At 65.8% G+C, this 19026-nt stretch carries 13 protein-coding genes; 9 read left to right on the top strand and 4 right to left on the bottom strand.

Annotation, left to right across the window (positions count from 1 at the left end; translation table 11 throughout):
* Nucleotides 1-47: 47 nt before the first annotated feature.
* The 3 genes from PSEWESI4_RS13540 to wrbA form a co-directional block, all read right to left on the bottom strand.
* Nucleotides 48-815, bottom strand: coding sequence for an SDR family oxidoreductase (locus tag PSEWESI4_RS13540; RefSeq protein ID WP_187671731.1), 768 nt, complete (start codon nt 813-815; stop codon nt 48-50).
* Between the two features lie 285 nt (nt 816-1100).
* The gene (locus tag PSEWESI4_RS13535) at nt 1101-2342 is read right to left on the bottom strand and encodes an MFS transporter (protein ID WP_187671730.1); all 1242 of its coding nucleotides are present in this window, start codon (nt 2340-2342) and stop codon (nt 1101-1103) included.
* Nucleotides 2339-2974 (bottom strand): NAD(P)H:quinone oxidoreductase, encoded by a 636-nt coding sequence (gene wrbA, locus PSEWESI4_RS13530; protein ID WP_187671729.1) that lies wholly within the window; start codon nt 2972-2974, stop codon nt 2339-2341. The genes PSEWESI4_RS13535 and wrbA overlap by 4 nt, the downstream gene beginning before the upstream one ends.
* Nucleotides 2975-3073: 99 nt before the next feature.
* Between wrbA and PSEWESI4_RS13525 the strand changes: the two genes are divergently transcribed.
* Together PSEWESI4_RS13525 and PSEWESI4_RS13520 are read left to right on the top strand one after the other, a co-directional pair.
* The gene (locus PSEWESI4_RS13525) at nt 3074-3994 is read left to right on the top strand and encodes a LysR family transcriptional regulator (protein ID WP_187671728.1); all 921 of its coding nucleotides are present in this window, start codon (nt 3074-3076) and stop codon (nt 3992-3994) included.
* A gap of 322 nt (nt 3995-4316) precedes the next feature.
* Entirely contained in the window at nt 4317-4520 is a 204-nt protein-coding gene (locus PSEWESI4_RS13520; RefSeq protein WP_187671727.1) for a DUF3079 domain-containing protein, read from the top strand.
* Nucleotides 4521-4560: 40 nt separating this feature from the next.
* On the opposite strand, the gene zapE is transcribed toward PSEWESI4_RS13520, so the two are convergent.
* Nucleotides 4561-5679 (bottom strand): cell division protein ZapE, encoded by a 1119-nt coding sequence (zapE, locus tag PSEWESI4_RS13515; protein WP_187671726.1) that lies wholly within the window; start codon nt 5677-5679, stop codon nt 4561-4563.
* A 314-nt stretch (nt 5680-5993) separates the two neighbouring features.
* Here zapE and PSEWESI4_RS13510 point away from each other — a divergent pair, with 314 nt between their 5' ends.
* The 7 genes from PSEWESI4_RS13510 (at nt 5994) to PSEWESI4_RS13480 (ending at nt 18980) form a co-directional block, all read left to right on the top strand.
* Nucleotides 5994-6614 (top strand): glutathione S-transferase N-terminal domain-containing protein, encoded by a 621-nt coding sequence (locus PSEWESI4_RS13510; protein ID WP_187671725.1) that lies wholly within the window; start codon nt 5994-5996, stop codon nt 6612-6614.
* Nucleotides 6615-7309: 695 nt separating this feature from the next.
* The gene (locus PSEWESI4_RS13505) at nt 7310-9430 is read left to right on the top strand and encodes a TonB-dependent receptor family protein (RefSeq protein WP_328821889.1); all 2121 of its coding nucleotides are present in this window, start codon (nt 7310-7312) and stop codon (nt 9428-9430) included.
* A 90-nt stretch (nt 9431-9520) separates the two neighbouring features.
* A complete protein-coding gene (locus PSEWESI4_RS13500; protein ID WP_187671724.1) occupies nt 9521-11257 on the top strand; it encodes an ABC transporter substrate-binding protein in 1737 nt (578 codons plus the stop codon).
* A gap of 646 nt (nt 11258-11903) precedes the next feature.
* The gene (locus PSEWESI4_RS13495; RefSeq protein WP_187671796.1) at nt 11904-13967 is read left to right on the top strand and encodes a TonB-dependent receptor family protein; all 2064 of its coding nucleotides are present in this window, start codon (nt 11904-11906) and stop codon (nt 13965-13967) included.
* A gap of 178 nt (nt 13968-14145) precedes the next feature.
* Complete coding sequence (locus tag PSEWESI4_RS13490) at nt 14146-16209, top strand: TonB-dependent receptor family protein (RefSeq protein WP_235978935.1); 2064 nt, start codon at nt 14146-14148, stop codon at nt 16207-16209.
* Between the two features lie 72 nt (nt 16210-16281).
* Complete coding sequence (locus tag PSEWESI4_RS13485) at nt 16282-18051, top strand: ABC transporter substrate-binding protein (protein WP_187671722.1); 1770 nt, start codon at nt 16282-16284, stop codon at nt 18049-18051.
* Nucleotides 18048-18980, top strand: a complete 933-nt coding sequence (locus PSEWESI4_RS13480; RefSeq protein ID WP_187671721.1) for an ABC transporter permease — start codon at nt 18048-18050, stop codon at nt 18978-18980. The genes PSEWESI4_RS13485 and PSEWESI4_RS13480 overlap by 4 nt, the downstream gene beginning before the upstream one ends.
* The last annotated feature ends 46 nt before the right edge of the window (nt 18981-19026 follow it).

The following is a 19026-nucleotide window of genomic DNA, read 5'->3' as shown; positions in this document are numbered from 1 at the left end:
GGAGGCGCCACCCCCGGCGTGGCATGGCGCCGGAGAGGGCTCCGGGCTCAGAGCAGGTAGCCGCCGTCGACGTTCAACGCCACGCCGGTGGTGTAGCTGGAAGCATCGCTGGCCAGGTACAGCACGGTGCCGGCCATCTCGCCCGGCTCGGCTACGCGCTTGAGCGGCACGCGCTGGAGCAGGGCATTGCGGATCGCATCGTTTTTCACCAGCGCCGAGGCGAACTTGGTGTCGGTCGCGCCCGGCAGCAGGGCGTTGCAGCGGATGCCGAACGGCGCGCACTCCTTGGCGAACACCTTGGTCATGCTGATCACCGCCGCCTTGGTCACCGAGTAGATGCCCTGGAACTCGCCAGGGGTGACGCCATGGACGGACGCGACGTTGATGATGCTGCCGCCGCCGTTCTCCTTCATCAGCCTGGCGCCTTCGATGGACATGAAGAAGTAGCCGCGGATGTTGACGTCGACGGTCTTCTGGAAGGCCGACAGGTCGGTCTCCAGCACATGGGCGAACTGCGGGTTGGTGGCGGCGTTGTTGACCAGGATGTCGAGGCGGCCGAACTGCTCGCGGATCTGCGCGAACACGTTCTGGATCTGCTCCATCTCGCCGATGTGGCAGGCGATGGCGGTGGCCTTGCCGCCCTCGGCGACGATCGCGTCGGCGACCGCCTGGCAGCCGTCGATCTTGCGGCTGGAAACGATCACGTGGGCGCCCTGTTGGGCCAGCAACTTGGCGATGGCTTCGCCGATGCCACGGCTGGCGCCGGAGACGAAGGCGATCTTGCCGTCGAGGTCGAGCAGATGGGTCTTGGACATGGTACTTCCTCGGAGTTGTGGGGCGCGGAGCCCATCGGCGCGGCTGTCGAACGCCCGTGTCCATGATGGCCCGGGCGGAATGGAGGGACGGCCGCTCTCGCCATGGAGCGCGGCTCTCTCCTGGCGCCATCGGTGGCAATGACTCGTGAGCAGGAAGATTAGGTCGAGGAGGGCGGGGCGAATATCGCTCGGAAGTACGATCAGCGAGATGAATCGGGATGATGGACGGCCGCTGATGGAGCCGGGGGCGCTGTCATCGCTACGCCTGGCGCGCGTGGCTGACCGTCAGGATTTCCCATTGGTGGCCGTCCGGCTCGTTCCAGTAGACGATCCTGCCGCCATGCCGGGTGTCGATGCTGACGTCGCCCGCCTACCCAGCCCGAGCGCGAGCAGGCAGCCCGCCACGGAGAGCGCGGCGACCAGCAGCGAGATCGCCGGCCAGCCCCACTGGGCGGCGAGCCAGCCCGCGGCGACGGGACCGAGGGTCAGGCCCAGGTTGTTGCCCTGCATCAGCCAGCCGGTGGTGGCGCCCAGCAGCTCGGGCCGAGGGGTTTCGCGCGGGGCCAGGTTGAACAGGACGGTGGGGATCAGGCCGCCGATGCACGAGAATGCCACGCACAGGCCATAGGCGAGGAGGGCGGGAGCGGCCTCGATGAAAATGCCCAGCCCGCAGACCGCCAGAGCGGCGAAGGCCACCTGCAGGATTCGCGCGGCGGAATGACCGCGCGCCAGCAGGGCGCCGCCGGCCAGGTTGCCGCCGGCGTTGACGAGCACCGCGATGGCGGTCAGCAGGCTGGCCGTGGCGGGGGCCAGCGACCAGCGCTCTTCGAGCACCGTGGGCAGGAAGCCGAACACCGCGAAATAGACCGCCGTGAAGGCGGCGAACAGCCCCGCCAGCAGCCAGGGGCCTGGCGAGCCGAGGGTTTCGACGATATCGCCGACGAGCCGCGAGCGCGTTTCCCTTGCCCTGGCGATGGCGCGGGTGCCCCGTTCGAGCAGAACCGCGTAGCCGAGCAGGATCGCCGCGTTGAGCAGCCAGAAGCCGCGCCAGCCCATGGCCTCCAGCAACGGGGCGCCCAGCAGCACCAGGGTGATGCCCACCGGCATGAACGTGCTCCAGGCCGCGAAGGCGCGTGGCGCCTGGTTCGGCGTGGCGGTGGCGTCGATCAGGGCCGGTGCCGCCACGACCACGGCGAGAAAGCCCAGGCCCTCGACCGCGCGGCTGGCCAGCAGCCAGGCGGCGTCGGGAGCCATCGCACCGAGGCCGCAGGCGAGCCCCTGCAGCACCAGGCCGCCGACCGCCAGGCGCCTGGCGCCCAGGTGATCGACGATCACGCCGGTAACGATCCCGCCCAGCGCGCCGACTATCCCGAACGCCGAGAGCATCCACGCCGCCGTGGCCAGGTCGAGCGCCAGGTCCGCCTGCACGATGCCGAGCGCGGCGGGTGCCTTGCCGACCTGAAAGGCCGAGACGATGCCCGCCCCGACCACCAGCAGGATGGTTCGCCAGTTGCGCTGGGCGATCATGCCGTCGCGCTCTCCAGGCGGTGGCGGCCCAGCGCCAGCAGGTTGGCCACTTCCGCCACGTGGCGGCCCTGGAAGCGCGCCCCGGCCAGTTCGTTGGCACTCGGCTGGCGGTCGCCGCCCTGGCCGTCGTCGGCCAGGGTCGAGGCGCCGTAGGGGCTGCAACCGGTGACTTCGTCCATGCGGTTCTGGCCCTTGAAGGTGTAGGGCAGCCCGACGATCAGCATGCCCAGGTGCAGCAGCACCACGTGGCTGGAGAGCAGGGTGGCTTCTTGTCCGCCGTGCTGGCTGCCGGTCGAGGTGAACACGCTGCCGACCTTGCCGACCAGCGCGTCCCGCGCCCAGAGGCCGCCCAGGCGGTCGAAGAAGTTCTTCATCTGCGCCGCCATGTTGCCGAAGCGCGTGGGCGTGCCGAAGACGATCGCGTCGTAGTCGGCGAGCTCGGCCGGCGTGGCGACCGGCGCCTGCTGGTCGAGGCGATAGCCGGACTGCACGGCCACCTCGTGCGGTACCAGCTCCGGCACGCGCTTGACCACGACCTCGGCGCCGCCCTGCCGGGCGCCATCGGCGACCGCGTGGGCCAGGGCCTCGACGTGGCCGTAGGAGGAATAGTAGAGAACCAGGATCTTGACCATGTTCGTGCGCCTCCGGGATGGGGATGAGCGAACTATGGCGCTATGCTTTGATCGATATAAGTGACAAAAATTCGGTCAACTTGATCGATGGAGTAGATCATGCTGGACGCACTGACCCTGGGACAGATCCGCACCTTCGTGGCCATCGCGGAAGCGGGCAGCTTTCGTGCGGGGGCGGCCCGCCTGCTGCGCGCGCAGTCCGCGGTGAGCCATGCCATCGCCACGCTGGAGGCGCAGCTTGGCCTGACCCTGTTCGACCGTTCGGGCCACCGGCCCACGCTCACCCCGGAAGGCTGCGTGCTGCTCGAAGACGCCCGGGCGATCCTGCTCAAGGTGGACTTCATGCGTGCCCGCGCGCGCGGCTTCGGCGAGGGGCTGGAGCTCGAGCTGCCCCTGGTGGTGGACACCCTGTTCCCGCTGCCCCTGGCCGCCGCCGCGCTGCGCGAACTGAGCCAGGAGTTGCCCGCCGTCCGGGTGCGCCTGTCGGTGGCGCCGCTCGGCGCGCCGCTGGCCGCGTTGCAGGAGCGCGCCTGCAAGCTGGCCATCACCGTAGGCGGGGATTTCCGCGACCCGCGCATCGAGCTGGAGACGCTGATGTCGTTGCGGTTCGTGGCGGTGGTGGCTGCCAGTCATCCGCTGGGCCAGCGCGCCGGCGAGCGGGAGGCGGTGCGCTCGGCGGAACTGGCCGAGCATCTGCAGATCGTCCTGGAAGACCCGTCGCCGCTGTCGGAAGGGCGCGACTTTGGCGTCCTCTCGCCCCGAACCTGGCGGGTGAGCGGCCAGGACACCAAGCTGGCGTTCATCCTCGGCGGCGTGGGCTGGGGGCGCCTGCCGCTGTGGGCGGTGGAGCGCGACCTCGCCGAAGGACGCCTGGTGCGCGTGCCGGCGACGGCGCTGGGCGAACAGGGCGAAACCACGGTGCTCGCCTACCTCGCACACCGAATCGATGATCCCCTCGGCCCGGCGGCGCGGGCGCTGCGCGAGAACCTGCTGCGGCATGCCGGAGCGAGGGGGCGGTAGTGCTGCTGTGCAAAGCATCGCGGGCATGGCCCGCTCCTACGGGGCGGACAGGGCGCAGGGCCGTAGCCCAGCCTACGGGAGTGAGCGTTGAGCCACCCCTCTCCCATTCATGGGAGAGGGGCCGGGGGAGAGGGGCGGAGTTCAGCCATCATCCCGGCATTTGAGATGCCACCGCTGTCTGCAAGACCGGTCGATGACCACAAGAGCATCGCGGGCATACGGGGCGGACAGGGCGCAGCCTGCGAACTTGAGCAGGATCAAGATGCCTGGCTCGGTTCTCGTCTAGCCTGGTGCCTGTCTCTCTGTGAACGGGCGCGTGCCCATGGCCAAGAAGTTTCCCTTGCACCCGAAGCATCCCGAGCGCATCTGCTGGGGATGCGACCGCTATTGCCCGGCGAACTCGATGGCTTGCGGCAATGGCTCGGACCGCACCATGCACCCGGTCGAAATGCTCGGCGAGGATTGGAACGAGGTGGGCGGCTGGAAGGCGGAACCAGCGGAAGAGCCGGAGCGGAGGGATCCGTAGCCCGGATGCTCCGGCATGCAGGGACGGGTAGGGGCGTTCATCACTGCGCCAGGAACCGCTGCAACTGCATCTCCCGCAGGCGGCTCAAGGTGCGGCGGAAGGCGAAGGACAGGTAGCCCTCGGTGTACAACTCCTCCAGCGGTACTCGGGCCTCCAGGTAGAGCGGCACGCGGCGGTCGTAGCATTCGTCGACCAGGGCGATGAAGCGCCGCACGCTGTCGTCGTGCACGGACAGTTCGGGCAACTGGCGGTCGCCGGCCACCACGCGCTCGACGCCGTCCTCGGTGCCCCGGGCGATCTTCGCCGGTCGCTGGCGGGCGCTCAGGTTGGGCACCTCGCTCAGCAGGATCGCCGAGAAACGGTCGCACAGGGCGATGAAGTCCAGGGCCGCCAGCGGTTGCAGGCAGAGATCGGCGAAGCGGCACCAGACCACGTCCTCACCGCGCCGTACCACGGCGATGGCGCGGTGGCCGAGTTCGATGGGCTCGGTGACCACCTGCTGGCCGGCGGTCAGGCGCTGGAACACGTCTTCGAAGGCGCTGGGCTGGCCAACCCAATAACGCTGCTGCGGCGCACCAGGGTGCAGGCGGTGGTCCTGGCCGCCATCGACGCAGGCGACGTGCATGTGCCGCTCGATGGCGGCGATCGCCGGCAGGAAGCGCTGGCGGTTGAAGCCATCGGCGTACAACTGGTCCGGCGGCTGGTTGGAGGTGGCGACCAGTACCACGCCGTGCTCGAACATCACCTGCAACAGGCGGCCGAGCAGCATGGCGTCACCGATGTCGCTGACGAACAGTTCGTCGAAGCACAGCACCCGCACTTCCTCGGCCAGTTCACGGGCCAGCGCGCTCAGCGGATCGGCGGTGCCGCTCAACTGGAACAGGCGCTGGTGCACCCAGCGCATGAAATGGTGGAAGTGCTGGCGCCGGGATGGCACGTGCAGGCTCTGCTGGAAGCGATCCATCAGCCAGGTCTTGCCACGTCCGACCGGCCCCCACAGGTAGACGCCGGGCACCGTCGCGCGCTGTCCGCCGTTCGCGTGCAGCGCCTGGTGGCAGCGTTCCAGCTCCTGGGCGGCCTGCCATTGGGCGGGGTCCGGCTGGAAGCCGGACTGGTCGATGGCCAGCCGGTAGGCCGCCAGGGGAGGGAGTGTCTGCATGGAGAACCGTTGTCGTTGGTCGGCCAATGCCTTCGCGGCATATTTTCCATGCCTTGAATTGGCCGGCCTTGATAAATATCAACAAAAACAGAAGGTTATGATTTTTATGTTTCTGTTTGGAATAAAAAGATAATAAAAAATAACTTTTCAGGATAAGCATGGATTACCAATCATAGCTCCACGACGAGGCCCCCGGCATACCGCGCGGCGCCTCGCGGCCCCGCGCGAGGTTCGTCGGCGCGGGGCGACCGGAGTCTTCCGGTCGCCTCCTTTCAGGCAGGGAGGGGGCGGCCCTTTTTATTCAAGGTAGGTCCATGGCCACATTGTTCATTTCTCCAGGCGCCTGCTCGCTGGCCTCCCATGTGGTGCTGCGCGAACTGGCATTGCCGATCCAGGTCGAGCGGGTCGCGCTGCGTACCCCGGACTCGCCGATCCGCCAGATCAACCCGCTGGGGCGGGTGCCGGCGCTGCAACTGGACGATGGCACCGTGTTGACCGAGAACAGCGCGATCCTGCCCTACCTGGCCGACCAGGTGCCGGACACCCCGCTGTTCGCCCCGGCCGGCAGCGTCGAGCGCGCGCAGATCCAGGGCTGGCTGGGTTACCTGGCGTCGGAGGTACACACCGCCGCCTTCCGCCCACTGAACCGGCCGGAGCGCTACTCCGCCGACGAGTCTGCCCACCCGGGCATCCGCGCCCAGGCCCAGGTGCAATTGCTGCAAGCCTTCGAGCATATCGAACGGCGCCTCGACGGACGCCAGTGGCTGGTGGCCGACCGCTACACCCTGGCCGATGCCTACCTCGGCGTGTTCGCCAGTTGGATCACCCGTATCGGCGGCCCGTTCAACGAGCTGCGCAACGTCCAGCGGCTGCGCGAGCAATGGCTGCAACGCCCGGCGGTGCGCTCGGCGCTTCAGGCGGAAGGGTTGCTCTAGGCGTTCCGCCGGAACGCCCGCGCCGTCGATCTTTCGGTACGCACGGCGCACCCTGCGGGGTGGGCTGTCAAGAACGATGCACAGGGGCCGGTCGCAAGGGCCGGTCATGGATGCCGAGAACATTAACGGCATGCTGCTTATTCATAAACTGATAACTTTTACTTCCTTATCCGGGTGGAGTGATGACGCTCGCCGGGAGGTTTGCTGAATGTTGTTTGGCGAACCTCGGATGTTCGTCTTTAAACACTCGCCTGTGAGTGTCCTCGAATTGCTTTTGGTGCATTCGTGAGTTTTCGGATGTCCATTTTTCTATTGTGGATTTCTCTTGGTTTTCAGTGCGTTGCTTGTGACTTCTATTTCTGTGAGTGTTGTTCGTGGCGAAACATCTTTTCAGCAGATTGTTTCGGAAAGATTCTCGTGAAGTGTTTTCTAGAATTCGCAAGTTGTTATTTTTGATTGGTTTTCAAGTGTGGCATGGAGGCTGCTAAACGAGTGTCGGGCATAACTAGGTTCTGTACGAAAAGTGCCTGCGCTCGGTGATGCTGCGTTAAAAAGAGACTCGGAATGCTCATTTACAGCCGTAAACTCCGCTTCCTCGCCTCTTTTTGCCTTGCCTGACCTTCGCTCGGCGACTTTTCGTACAGAACCTAATAGAAGCGTGCCCTGATACTTGGCCAGACATAGGGGATTGGTAGGTGAAAGTCGATTTCGGGGGAAGTGTGGAGCAGTTGCCGCCAGGAGGAGGCAAGCCTGTCGTATGGGCCTTGGGGACCTTGCTGGCCTGCATGGGCGGCGCGGTGCAGGCAGAGGAGGGTGTCGACCCTCGGTTGGCTACCGTCGTGGTGACGGGCAATAAGGCCTCGGAGGCTGAACAGGCCAGGGCCGAGCTCGACAAGGTGGCTGGCTCCGTCCGGGTGATCGACAACAAGGAAGTGGAACGGGGCAGGGCACAGAACGCGGAAGACGTGCTGGCGTACCAGCCCGGCGTCTTCGCCCAGGCCACCAGCGGGACTGGTGCGAACAAGATTTCCATCCGTGGCTCGGGCCTGAACACCTTCTACCAGGGCTACGTCATGGGGATCAAATTCCTCTACGACGGGATGCCCATCAGCGGGCCGGGCGGCACCCAGGAAGACATGCTGAACATGGCCGCCGTGGATTACACCGAAGTGCTCTACGGCGCCAACGCGTTCGCCCATACGGCGTTGTCGCTGGGCGGCGCGATCAACTTCGTCACCCACACCGGATACACCTCGCCCGGTGCCCGCGTGCGCCTGGACGTCGGGTCGTTCGGCTACCGCAAGCAGGAACTCAGCTATGGCGGCGTGTCGGGAGACAGCGATTACTTCGTCGCAGTGCTGCACAATGAGCGCGACGGTTTCCAGGACGACACGCCCAACCGGGGCAAGGACTTCATCGCCAACTTCGGCCATGCGTTCAGCCCCAAGCTGGATACCCGCCTGATCGTCCGCTACCGCGAGGAAAAGCTCCTCAACGGCAGCACCCTGACCAAGGAGCAGATCGAACACGACCCGACCCACAACCGGCTGCTCTCCGACCGCCGCAAGAACGGGACGACCCTGATCAGCAGCAAGACCACCTACACCTTCGACGACGACTCGAAGCTGGAAGTCGGCCTCGGCTACAACAACTACCCGCTGCACAACGGCTGGCGCTACGCTGCCACGGCTCAGGACTGGCACTCCACCGACCTGAACACGGTGATCCGCTACCTGCGCACCGGCGACCGACTATTCGGCCTGCCGAGCGACACGACCCTGACCTTCAGCGATACCCGGCTCATCGATGGCGACGTCACGGGCTATCGGCAATCCGACTGGGTGAAGGTCCGCCACACCGACTACACCGGCTCGCGGGACACCGTCTTTGCCCTGGGCAACGAGCTGCAACTGGACGACCAGTACTGGCTGTCCACCGGGCTGTCGTTGATCAACATCGACCGCACGGCGCGCATCCAGTATTCGATCACCCCCAACACCAGCACCTTCCCGGACAACGTCAGCTACAACGACTGGCACGTCGCGCCACGCATCGGGCTGCGTTACCAGTTGAGCCCCGAGGTGCAGTTGTTCGGCAACGTCAGCCGCTCCATCGACCCGCCGGTGACCTGGCAGCACGGCAGCACCGCGAACCCCTACCTGCGGCCGCTTGACCCGCAGAAGGGCACCACGGTGGAGTTCGGCGTGCGCGGTTCCGCCGGAATCTTCGACGGCAGCCTGGCGATCTATCGCTCGTGGATCACCGACGAGCTGCTGACCGTGGTCATCAGCCCGGCGACCCCGACCTCTGACGCGGTCACGGCCAACGCCAATGCCAGCGACACCATCCATCAGGGCATCGAGGCCGGCCTGGATACCCGCCTCTGGGAAAGCTCGCGCGGCGACAGCATCGTCCTGCGCCAGGCCTACACCTTCAATGATTTCTACTACCGCAACGACGACGAGTTCGGCGACAACGAACTGCCCAGCCTACCCCGGCACTACTACCAGGCCGAATTGCAGTACCGGCATTCGCAGGGGTTCTATGCCGGCATCAGCGTGCGCTCGGCCTCCAGCTACTACGTTGATTACGCCAATACCCTCAAGGCACCGTCCTACACCATCTGGGGCGCCAAGGTCGGCTACGACGATCCGGGCGAGCGCTGGAGCGTGTATCTCGACGCCAGGAACCTCACCGACGAGAACTACGTGACGGCGGCGAACACCGCCTACGACCTGAAGGGCGTGGACTCGCCGAACTTCTATGCCGGCGATGGCTTCGGCGTGTATGCCGGGGTGTCGTATCGCTTCGAATGAAGCCGCACCGGCGGCCCGGCGACGTTCGGGCCGCCAGTGCCTTGAAAACCCAAGGGCCGGTTGCGCCGACGCGTTGACAGAGAGACCGACATGCTAGACATCGCAGTATTCCCAAGGCGTGTTCCCTCGTTCGCCACCTTGCACGGTGCGCTGCTGCGGCTCGCCGTACTGGTCGTGCTGCTGGCCCTGGTGGCCTGCGGCGAGGAACCGTCCGGACAGGCGGGTAGGGACACCACGGCGCGCAACGATTTCGTCTACCCGGCCAGCGACTACTTCGAGCAGGCGCCGGGGAAGCGCGGCGGTACGCTGAAGGTGTCCGTGGCCATGGATACCGGCTCTCTCGATCTGCACGCCATTTCCCACACCAACGCGCAATGGCTGGGGCGGCTGATCTACGACAACCTGGTCTACCTCGACGACCAGGGCCGCATCACGCCCTGGCTGGCCAGGTCCTGGGAGGTTTCCCCGGATGGCCTGACCTACACCTTCCACCTGCGCGACGACGTGACCTTCAGCGACGGCGCGAGATTCGACGCCGAGGCGGTGCTGGCCAACCTCGAACACATGCGCGACCCGGCCACCAAGTCGCCCCTGGCCGCCGCCTACATCGCGCCCTACATCGACGGCAAGGTGATCGACGAATACACCTTCCAGGCCAACCTGCGCGAGCCCTACGCACCTTTCCTCGACGTGCTGGCGCAGTCTTGGCTGTCTATCCAGTCGCCCAAGGCCATCCGGGAAAACCCCAAGGCGCTCGCAGAGCGGCCGGTCGGCTCCGGGCCCTTCGTGGTGGAACGCTACGATCGCCAACAAGGAATTCGCCTGGTGCGCCGCGAGGATTACCGCTGGGCGCCGGATTTCCTGCGCCATGAGGGGCCCGCCTACCTCGATCGGCTAGAGATCGACTTCATCCCCGAGCCACTGATCCGCTACACGTCGCTGTCCGCCGGCCAGTACGACTTCACCACCGATGCGCCGACACAGAACGCGGCCGCCATTCGCGCCGACGACCGCCTGGTGTTCGACAGCCGTATCCGCAAGGGCAATCCCAATCGGGGCATCACCTTCAACACCGAGAAATTCCCGTTCGACGACGTACGCGTGCGCAAGGCCGTCGCCCTGGCGGTGGACCGCGAAGGTATCGTGCGGATCAGTGGGTTCGGGGAGTACCGGCCGAAGAGCGACTACCTGGCCGCCAATACCCGTTACTACGACCCTTCGTTCCAGGATGCCCTGCGCTACGACCCGGAAGAGGCCAATCGTCTGCTCGACGAGGCCGGCTGGAGCGCGCGCGATGCCGAGGGATACCGCACCAGGGACGGAGTGCGCCTGGGCGCCGAGGTGCTGCTGGCCGAGGGACTTTCGTCGTTGACCGACGCGGTGGCAATCCAGTCCGATGCGAAGAAGATCGGCTTCGAGTTGCGCATCGTCCAGTTGCCGCCGCTGCATATCCTCGACCGGCGCGCCGCCAACGACTACCAGGCTACCGGCTCCGGAGTCTGGCACACCAATACGCCGGACGGTCTGTACATCCTCTATCACAGCAACGAAATCATTTCGCCTCGGCGCATCGGCCAGAACACTGCGCGGCTGCGCGACTCGAAGCTGGACGACCTGCTCGGCCGGGCGCGCCAGTCCCGCGACGAACAGCTCGGTCGGCAACTCTACAGTCAGGCCCAGCAGCGCCTGACCGAACTGGTGCCGGCCGTGCCTCTGTACGAGAACTACACACTGACCGCCCGCAACACCCGCGTGCGGGGCGTGGTCTACGACACCTCGCACAACACGCCGGTGTTCACCGGTGCCTGGTTGGGCGAGGCGCCGTAAGGCACTGGCAGCAAACCGTCGCCCCCGCGCACGCGGGGACCCAATGAACAACCATTGGATTACTCGCTTCGGACCGCCCTGAAGGGCGTTCGGTGCAAGCACCGTCCCGCGCACGGGAATGATGGTGGATAGTTCCTGGTCGACATGATCCGCAAAGGATGTTCCCGGCAACTTGAGGGTTGGCCGGGAAAGTTGTCTTTCCGGCAGCTCGGTCGGCTCTTTCTGGAGCTGCAGGTCAAGTTATCGGCAACTTCCAGGATCTTCGTTTTTCATTATCCATAGCTGAAATAGACTCGGCCCTTGGCTCGCTGCTTTCATCGTTCATGCCGCTCATTTCATATGGTGACAAGGATATAACCAGATTCGCTGTCCGTGGCGAAACATCTGTTCAGCAGAATGTCTGCGAGTGATTGGCTTCAGGTGTTTTTATTTGTGCTCAACTTATTGTTTTTAATGGTTTTTTATTTTTGGAATGAAGATTGCTCAATGGTGACAAAGGGCGCGACAAAGACAACAAAAACGCTCATGAATGAATCTGCCTGAAATAGGAGTTAATCCAGTGCGTTTGTTGTCTTTGACGGGGAATGATGGTGTTTCCGTGGGCGTGCCAAGTCCGCTATGGGTAGCCGTGGGTCTGGGGATCCTGATGATGTGCGCGGGGAACTTCGCGCAGTCCGAGGAGTTGACGAATAGTTCGGCTCCGAAGTTGGAGACCGTGGTTGTAAGGGGGGAAAAGAAAAGCGAGGAGCAACAGGCAAAGGAAAAGCTGGACGAGATTCCTGGCGGCGCCAGCCTGGTGCGCAATGCGGACGTCGAGCGGGGTCGTGCGGCCACCGTGGAGGATGTGCTGGCGTTCCAGCCCGGTGTCATCGCGCAATCGGCGGGCGGCAACGACGCCATCAAGATTTCCATCCGGGGCTCGGGGGCGAATGCCTCGCCCGGTTATTTCCGCGAAGGCACCAAGTTCCTCTTCGACGGGTTGGCGCTGACCGGGCCGGGCGGTACGCCCTATGAGCTGCTGGAGATGTCGGGGGTGAACTACACCGAGGTCCTGCGTGGTGCCAACGCGTTCGACTACACCGCGCTGTCGCTGGGCGGGGCGATCAACTTCGTCACCCACTCGGGGTACACCGCGCCGGGCAACTACGCGCGCTTCGAGGCGGGCAGCTTCGGCTGGCGCAAGCAGCAGGCGAGCACCGGTGGCGTAGTGGACAACGCCGACTACTACGTCAGCCTGGCCAACTCCGAGCGCGACGGCTACCAGGATTTCACCTTCACCAAGGCCAAGGGCGTGGTCTCCAACTTCGGCTATCGGTTCAGCCCCAAGCTCGAGACCCGTCTGCTGATCCGCTACCGCGAGGAGTACCACGAGAACTCGGGCACGCTCACCCGCGCGCAGTTGAAGGACGACTCGTCGCAGACCAACCCGGCGACCGAACTGTCGCGCGGCGATTCCACCAAGGAAGGCTCGACCTGGATCGGCAGCAAGACCACCTACACCTTCGATGACGACTCGAAGCTGGAATTCGGGCTGGTCTACCACAACTATCCGCAGATCCTCAGCAAGAAGAGCTCGGTCAACCCCAACCACTGGAGCTGGAGGGACATCAATACCTCCCTGCGCTACCTGCGCAGCGACCAGTTGTTCGGGCGCCAGAGCAACACCACGCTGAGCCTCAGCAACACCTGGCACGACCGGGCGGGCGTCAAGACCTACGACGGCGTCAGTCGCGAGCTGCTCAAGGACGCCCGCTACGACGGCTCCCTCGACAGCGTCTTCGCGCTCGGCAACGAGCTGGAGCTGACCGAGAGGCTGTGGCTGTCGAGCGGCCTGTCGCTCATCAACATCCGTCGCGATATCGACGTGGTGTTCTCCGACCGGGCGAACACCAGCCCCTATCCGGACCACTACAACTACGACAACTGGAGCCTCGCGCCGCGCATCGGCCTGCGCTACTACCTGACACCCGAGATCCAGCTCTTCGGCAACGTCAGTCGCTCCATCGATCCGCCGAGCACCTGGTCTTCCTCCGGCTCCGGGGTGACCAACAACTACGCCAAGACCTTGGTCGAGCAGACCGCCAATACCGTCGAGTTCGGCATTCGCGGCAGCCACGGCATCTTCGACGGCAGCCTGGCGGTGTACCGCTCCTGGGTGCATGACGAACTGCTCAACGTCGAGATCATCCCGGCGACGCCGACCAGCCCGGCGGTGACTTCCACCTCGAACGCCAGCCCGACCATCCACCAGGGTATCGAAGCGGGCCTCGATGCCCAGCTATGGCAGGGCGCGCGCGGCGAGAAGCTGATCCTCCGCCAGGCCTACACCCTCAACGATTTCTACTACCGCAACGACGATGAGTTCGATTCCAACGAACTGCCCGGCCTGCCCAAGCACATCTACCAGGCCGAGTTGCAGTACCAGCACCCGAGCGGCTTCTACGCCGGTGTGAACGTGCGCTCGGCATCGAGCACCGCCGTGGATTACGCCAACTCGTTCCACGCGCCGTCCTACACGATCTTCGGCGCCCGGGCCGGCTACGAGGCACCGGGCCAGCGCTGGTCGGTGTTCCTGGACCTGAAGAACCTCACGGACGAGGACTACGCCACGGCGATCAGCCCTATCTACAACGCCCGAGGGAGCGATGTCCGCGCGCTCTATCCGGGTGACGGGTTCGGCGCGTTCACCGGGGTGGCTTTCCGTTTCTGAGGCGGCGCCCCGGGCGGGGGAAGGTCCGGGGCGTCTTTTGCAACGTTCTATCCGAAGGTCAACAAGAATGACATCAAGCGTATGGGGGAAAAACGAGGCGAGGGGCGGGGCGCGGCGCGTTCCATTCCTGCCGGTGGTAGGCCTGGGCTCCGCTCTGCTGTTGGCAAGCGGTGCTTCGTTGGGGGACGAACAGGCCGCCCGCCGGACGAGCGCCGATGACACGGCCGACGATACCCGGCTGAGCACGGTGGTGGTCCAGGCGGACAAGGCCACGCCGGCGCAGCAGGCCAGGACCCGGCTCCAGGAGGTGGCGGGCGGCACCAGCGTGGTCGACAGCGAGGAGCTGGCGCGTGGCCGCAACACCACCCTGGGCGACGTGCTCGCCTACCAGCCCGGCGTGTTCGTGCAGTCGGTCGGCGGCAACGATTCGGTGAAGATTTCCATTCGCGGCTCCGGGATCGTCAACTCGCCCGGCTATTTCCGCGAGGGCATCAAGTTCCTCTACGACGGCATCGCGCTGACCGGCACCGGGGGCACGACCTACGAGTTGCTGAACGCCTCCGGGGTGGACTACACCGAGATCCTGCGCGGCGGCAATGCCTTCGACTACGGTGCCCTGGCGCTGGGCGGCGCGGTCAACTTCGTCACCCACACCGGCCACACCGCGCCCGGCCACCGGCTGCGCTACGAGACCGGGAGCTGGGGCTTGCAGAAGGCCCTGTTCAGCACCGGCGGCGCCGAGGGCGACTTCGACTACTACGTCAACGTCGACAACTACCGCAGCGATGGCTATCGCCGCGACTACAGCCTGTCCAAGAGCTACGGCACGGTGGTCAACCTGGGCTACCGCTTCAGCCCGCAACTGGAGTCGCGCCTGCTGCTGCGCTACCGCGACGAATTCCACCAGGACCCCGGTGCCCTGACGCTGCCCGAACTGGAGCACGACTCCTCCCAGGCCAGCCCGACGTCGCTCGCCAGCCGCTCCAGCGGCCGGCGCAAGGGCACCATCTGGCTGGGCAGCAAGACCAACTACACCTTCGACGATGGCTCCGGGTTCGAGTTCGGCCTGGCCTACCACGAGTATCCGCACGCCAATAACAAGGACAACACGGTCGGCAACCCGGGCTTCTGGGATTGGCACGACCTGAACGCCTCGCTGCGCTATGCACGCACTGATTTCTGGGGCGGCCACGAGAGCCGCACCAGCCTGTCCTTCACCTCCACCGAACATCTGATCGGCCAGGTCACCACCCTCAAGGGCAACGACCGCAGCCAGGTGGTCAACAAGAAGTTCTTCAAGGGCTCGATGGACCGCACCTTCACGGTGGGCAACGACCTGGAGCTGGTGGACGGGTTGTGGCTGACCAGCGGCGTGTCGGCGGTCTACGTGCGCCGCAACATCGACATCGCCTACAGCAACCAGACGACCACGCCGGGCGAGACCGACTACGACAACTGGAGCCTGGTGCCGCGCATCGGCCTGCGCTACGAGCTGACGCCGGAGCTGCAGGTGTTCGGCAACTTCACCCGCTCCATCGATCCGCCGTTGGACTGGCGCTACGCCAACAGCCGGGACCAGATCACCCCGCTGGTGGAGCAGAAGGCCAACACCCTGGAAGTCGGCATCAAGGGCCGGGCCGGGATCTTCGACGGCAGCCTGGCGATCTATCGCTCGTGGATACGCGATGAACTGCTCACCGTGGTGGACGAGGAAGAAACCGCGCGCCAGGGCAACATCGTCACCGCCACCTTCAACAGCAGCACGCCGACCCTGCACCAGGGCGTCGAGCTCGGCCTGGATGGCCGGCTCTGGGAAAGCCCTGGCGGCGAGCAGATCGTGTTGCGCCAGGTGTACACCTACAACGACTTCCGCTACCGCGACGACCCGCGCCTCGGCGACAACCGCCTGCCGGGCATCCCCGAGCACATCTACCAGGCCAAGCTCGAGTATCTGCATCCGTCGGGCTTCTACGGCGGGGTGAACGTGCAGGCCGCCTCGCGCACCGCCGTGGACTACACCAACACGCTCTACGCCCCGTCCTACACGATCTGGGGCGCCACCGCGGGCTACGAGGCGCCGAGCAAGGACTGGAAGGTCTACCTCGACCTCAAGAACCTCACGGACGAGGACTACGTGACGACCGTCACCGCCGCCTTCGACACCAGGGGCAACGAGAACAGCCGGAACTTCTTCCCGGGCGACGGCTTCGGCGCGTTCGCCGGGGTCGAGCTGCGGTTCTGAACACGAGCAGGAAAGACATGCGGGGCGCGTGAGTCCCGCATTCGCCAACCCAGGAACATCAGGAATCGCGTCATGCAACGAATCGAAAACGGGGTACGGGGCGGCACGGGAACCGGCGAGAGGCGGCGCTGGCTGGGCGTCGTGCTGGGCACCCTGTTCTCGCTCGCCGGCTGCTCGCCGGCGGAGGACCCGCCAGCCTCGTCCGGCGCTTCTCCGACGAACGCCGCCCGCGGCGACGGACAGCTCGCCGATGGCCGTCTCAGCTACTCGACGACCGACTACCACGAACAGGAGCGGGGCAAGCCCGGCGGCACCCTGCGCGCCTCGGTGACGCTGGATACCGGCACCTTCGACGTACACTCGATCGCCCACGGCAACGTCCAGTGGCTGGGGCGGATCATCTACGACGGCCTGGTCTACCAGGACGAGCAGGGCGGCATCTCGCCCTGGCTGGCCAAGTCCTGGGAGATCTCCGAGGACGGCAAGACCTACACCTTCCACCTGCGCGACGACGTGACCTTCAGCGACGGCGAGAAGTTCAACGCCGAGGCGGTGCTGGTCAACCTCGAACACATGCGCGACCCGGCCACCAAGTCGCCGCTGGCAGCCGCCTACATCGCGCCTTACGTCGAGGGCAAGGTGCTCGACGAGTACACCTTCCAGGCGACCCTGCGCGAGCCGTACTCGCCGTTCCTCGACGTGCTCGCGCAATCCTGGCTGAGTATGATCTCGCCCCGGCAGATCAAGGAGGACCCCAGGTCCATCGCCGAGCGGCCGATCGGCTCCGGGCCCTTCGTGCTGGAAAGCTACACCCGCGAGCAGGGTGCCACCTTCGTTCGCCGCGAGGACTACGCCTGGGCGCCGCCGGTGATCCGCCACCAGGGGCCGGCCTATCTGGAACGCATCGAGCTGACCTTCGTCCCCGAGGCGATGATCCGCTACAGCTCGCTGCTGTCCGGGCAGCACGACTTCACCCTGGACGCGCCCACGCAAAACGCCGTGACGATCCGCGGCAATCCCGACCTGGTGTTGCGCAGCCGCATCCGCAAGGGCAACCCGTTCCGCAGCCTGACCTTCAATACCGAGCGCTTCCCGTTCGACGACGTGCGCGTGCGCAAGGCGCTGACCAGGGCCGTCGACCGCGATGGCCTGGCCTGGATCACCGGCTTTGGCGAATACCAGCCGAAGAGCGACTTCCTCGCCGCCAACACGCGTTTCTACGACCCGTCGTTCAAGGACGCCCTGGGCTACGACGTGGACGCTGCCAACCGGTTGCTCGACGAGGCCGGCTGGACCGCCCGCGACGCCGAGGGTTACCGCGTCAGGGACGGCAAGCGCCTGGCCGCGCGCCTGCTGATGAGCGAGAACCCGGCGTTTCCCGGCAGCGTCGCGGTGGCCATCCAGTCCGACGCCAGGAAGGTCGGCTTCGACATCGATCTCGAAGTGCTGCCCCTGGCCCAGGTGACCGACCGCCGCTACGCCGGGGACTACCAGGTACTGGGCGGTGGCTACTGGCACACCAACACGCCGGACGGCCTGTTCATCCTCTACCACAGCGACTCGATCACCACCGACAAGCTGATCGGCCAGAACTCCTCGCGCCTGCGCGATGCGGAGCTGGACGACCTGCTCGCGCGGGCCCGCCGCAGCACCGACGCGGAAGAGCTCAGGACGCTCTACGGCCAGGCCCAGCGGCGCCTCACCGAGCTGGTCCCGGCGTCGCCGTCCTACGAGAGCCACCACATCGTCGCCTACCACCGCTACGTGAAGGGCGTGGTCTTCGACACCTCGCACAACACGCCTTTCTTCACCAGCGTCTGGCTGGACAAGGAGCAGCCATGAACATCCTGCGGCGCATCCTCCTGCGACTACTGGCCGGCCTGGTCGTGCTCTGGGGCGCGGCGACGCTGACCTTCGTCGGCCTCAACGTCAGCGGCGGCGACCCGGCCCTGGCGATCCTCGGCGGACCGGAAGCCATGCCCACCGCCGAGGTGCTGGCCCAGGTACGCCGCGAATACGGCCTCGACCAGCCACTGATCGTGCAGTACGGCCAGTACCTGGGGCGGCTGGCGAGGGGCGACCTCGGCGAGTCCTACCGCCTGCGCATCCCGGTTAGCCAGGCCATCGGCGCGCATATCGGCGCCACCGTGAAGCTGGCCCTGTGGGCGGCGCTGCTGGCGGTTGGCCTGGCGGTCCTGCTCGCGGTGCTGACCGCCAAGCGGGCGCGCTGGATCGGCTCGCTGTCGTCGGGCAGCGAACTGGTGCTGTCGTCGATGCCCTCGTTCGTCCTCGGCATCCTCCTGCTGCTGGTGTTCTCCTTCCATTTCCGCCTGCTGCCGCCGACCGGTTCCAGCGGCTGGAAGACCATGCTGCTGCCGACCCTGACCCTGGCCCTGCCGGTGGCCGCGGTGCTGACCCAGGTGCTGCGCCAGGAGCTGGAGGACATCCTCGAACAGCCCTTCATCGTCATGGCCCGCGCTCGGGGCTTGTCCGAGGCCGGGGTGCGCCTGGGCCATGCGCTGCGCCACGCGCTGATCCCGCTGGTCACCCTGTCCGGTTTCATCCTCGCCAGCCTCCTCGGCGGCGCGGTTATCACCGAGACCCTGTTCGCCCGCCAGGGCGTCGGCCGGCTGATGCTCGAAGCCGCCAACACCAAGGATGTGCCCATGGTGCTTGGCATCACCCTGCTGGCGGCGCTGGTCTACGTGGTGGTCAACCTGCTCGTCGACCTGTTCAACACGCTGGTCGATCCACGGGTGGCCGACCGATGAGCATGAGCGCCGTCCTCACCCAGCTTCGTGCCCTGTTCGATGAGAA

Origin of the sequence: Zestomonas carbonaria, assembly GCF_904061905.1 — a bacterium.
GTDB lineage: Bacteria > Pseudomonadota > Gammaproteobacteria > Pseudomonadales > Pseudomonadaceae > Aquipseudomonas > Aquipseudomonas carbonaria.
The sequence above is the reverse complement of the archived record's forward strand: the minus strand, read 5'-3'. Positions and strand labels throughout refer to the sequence as shown.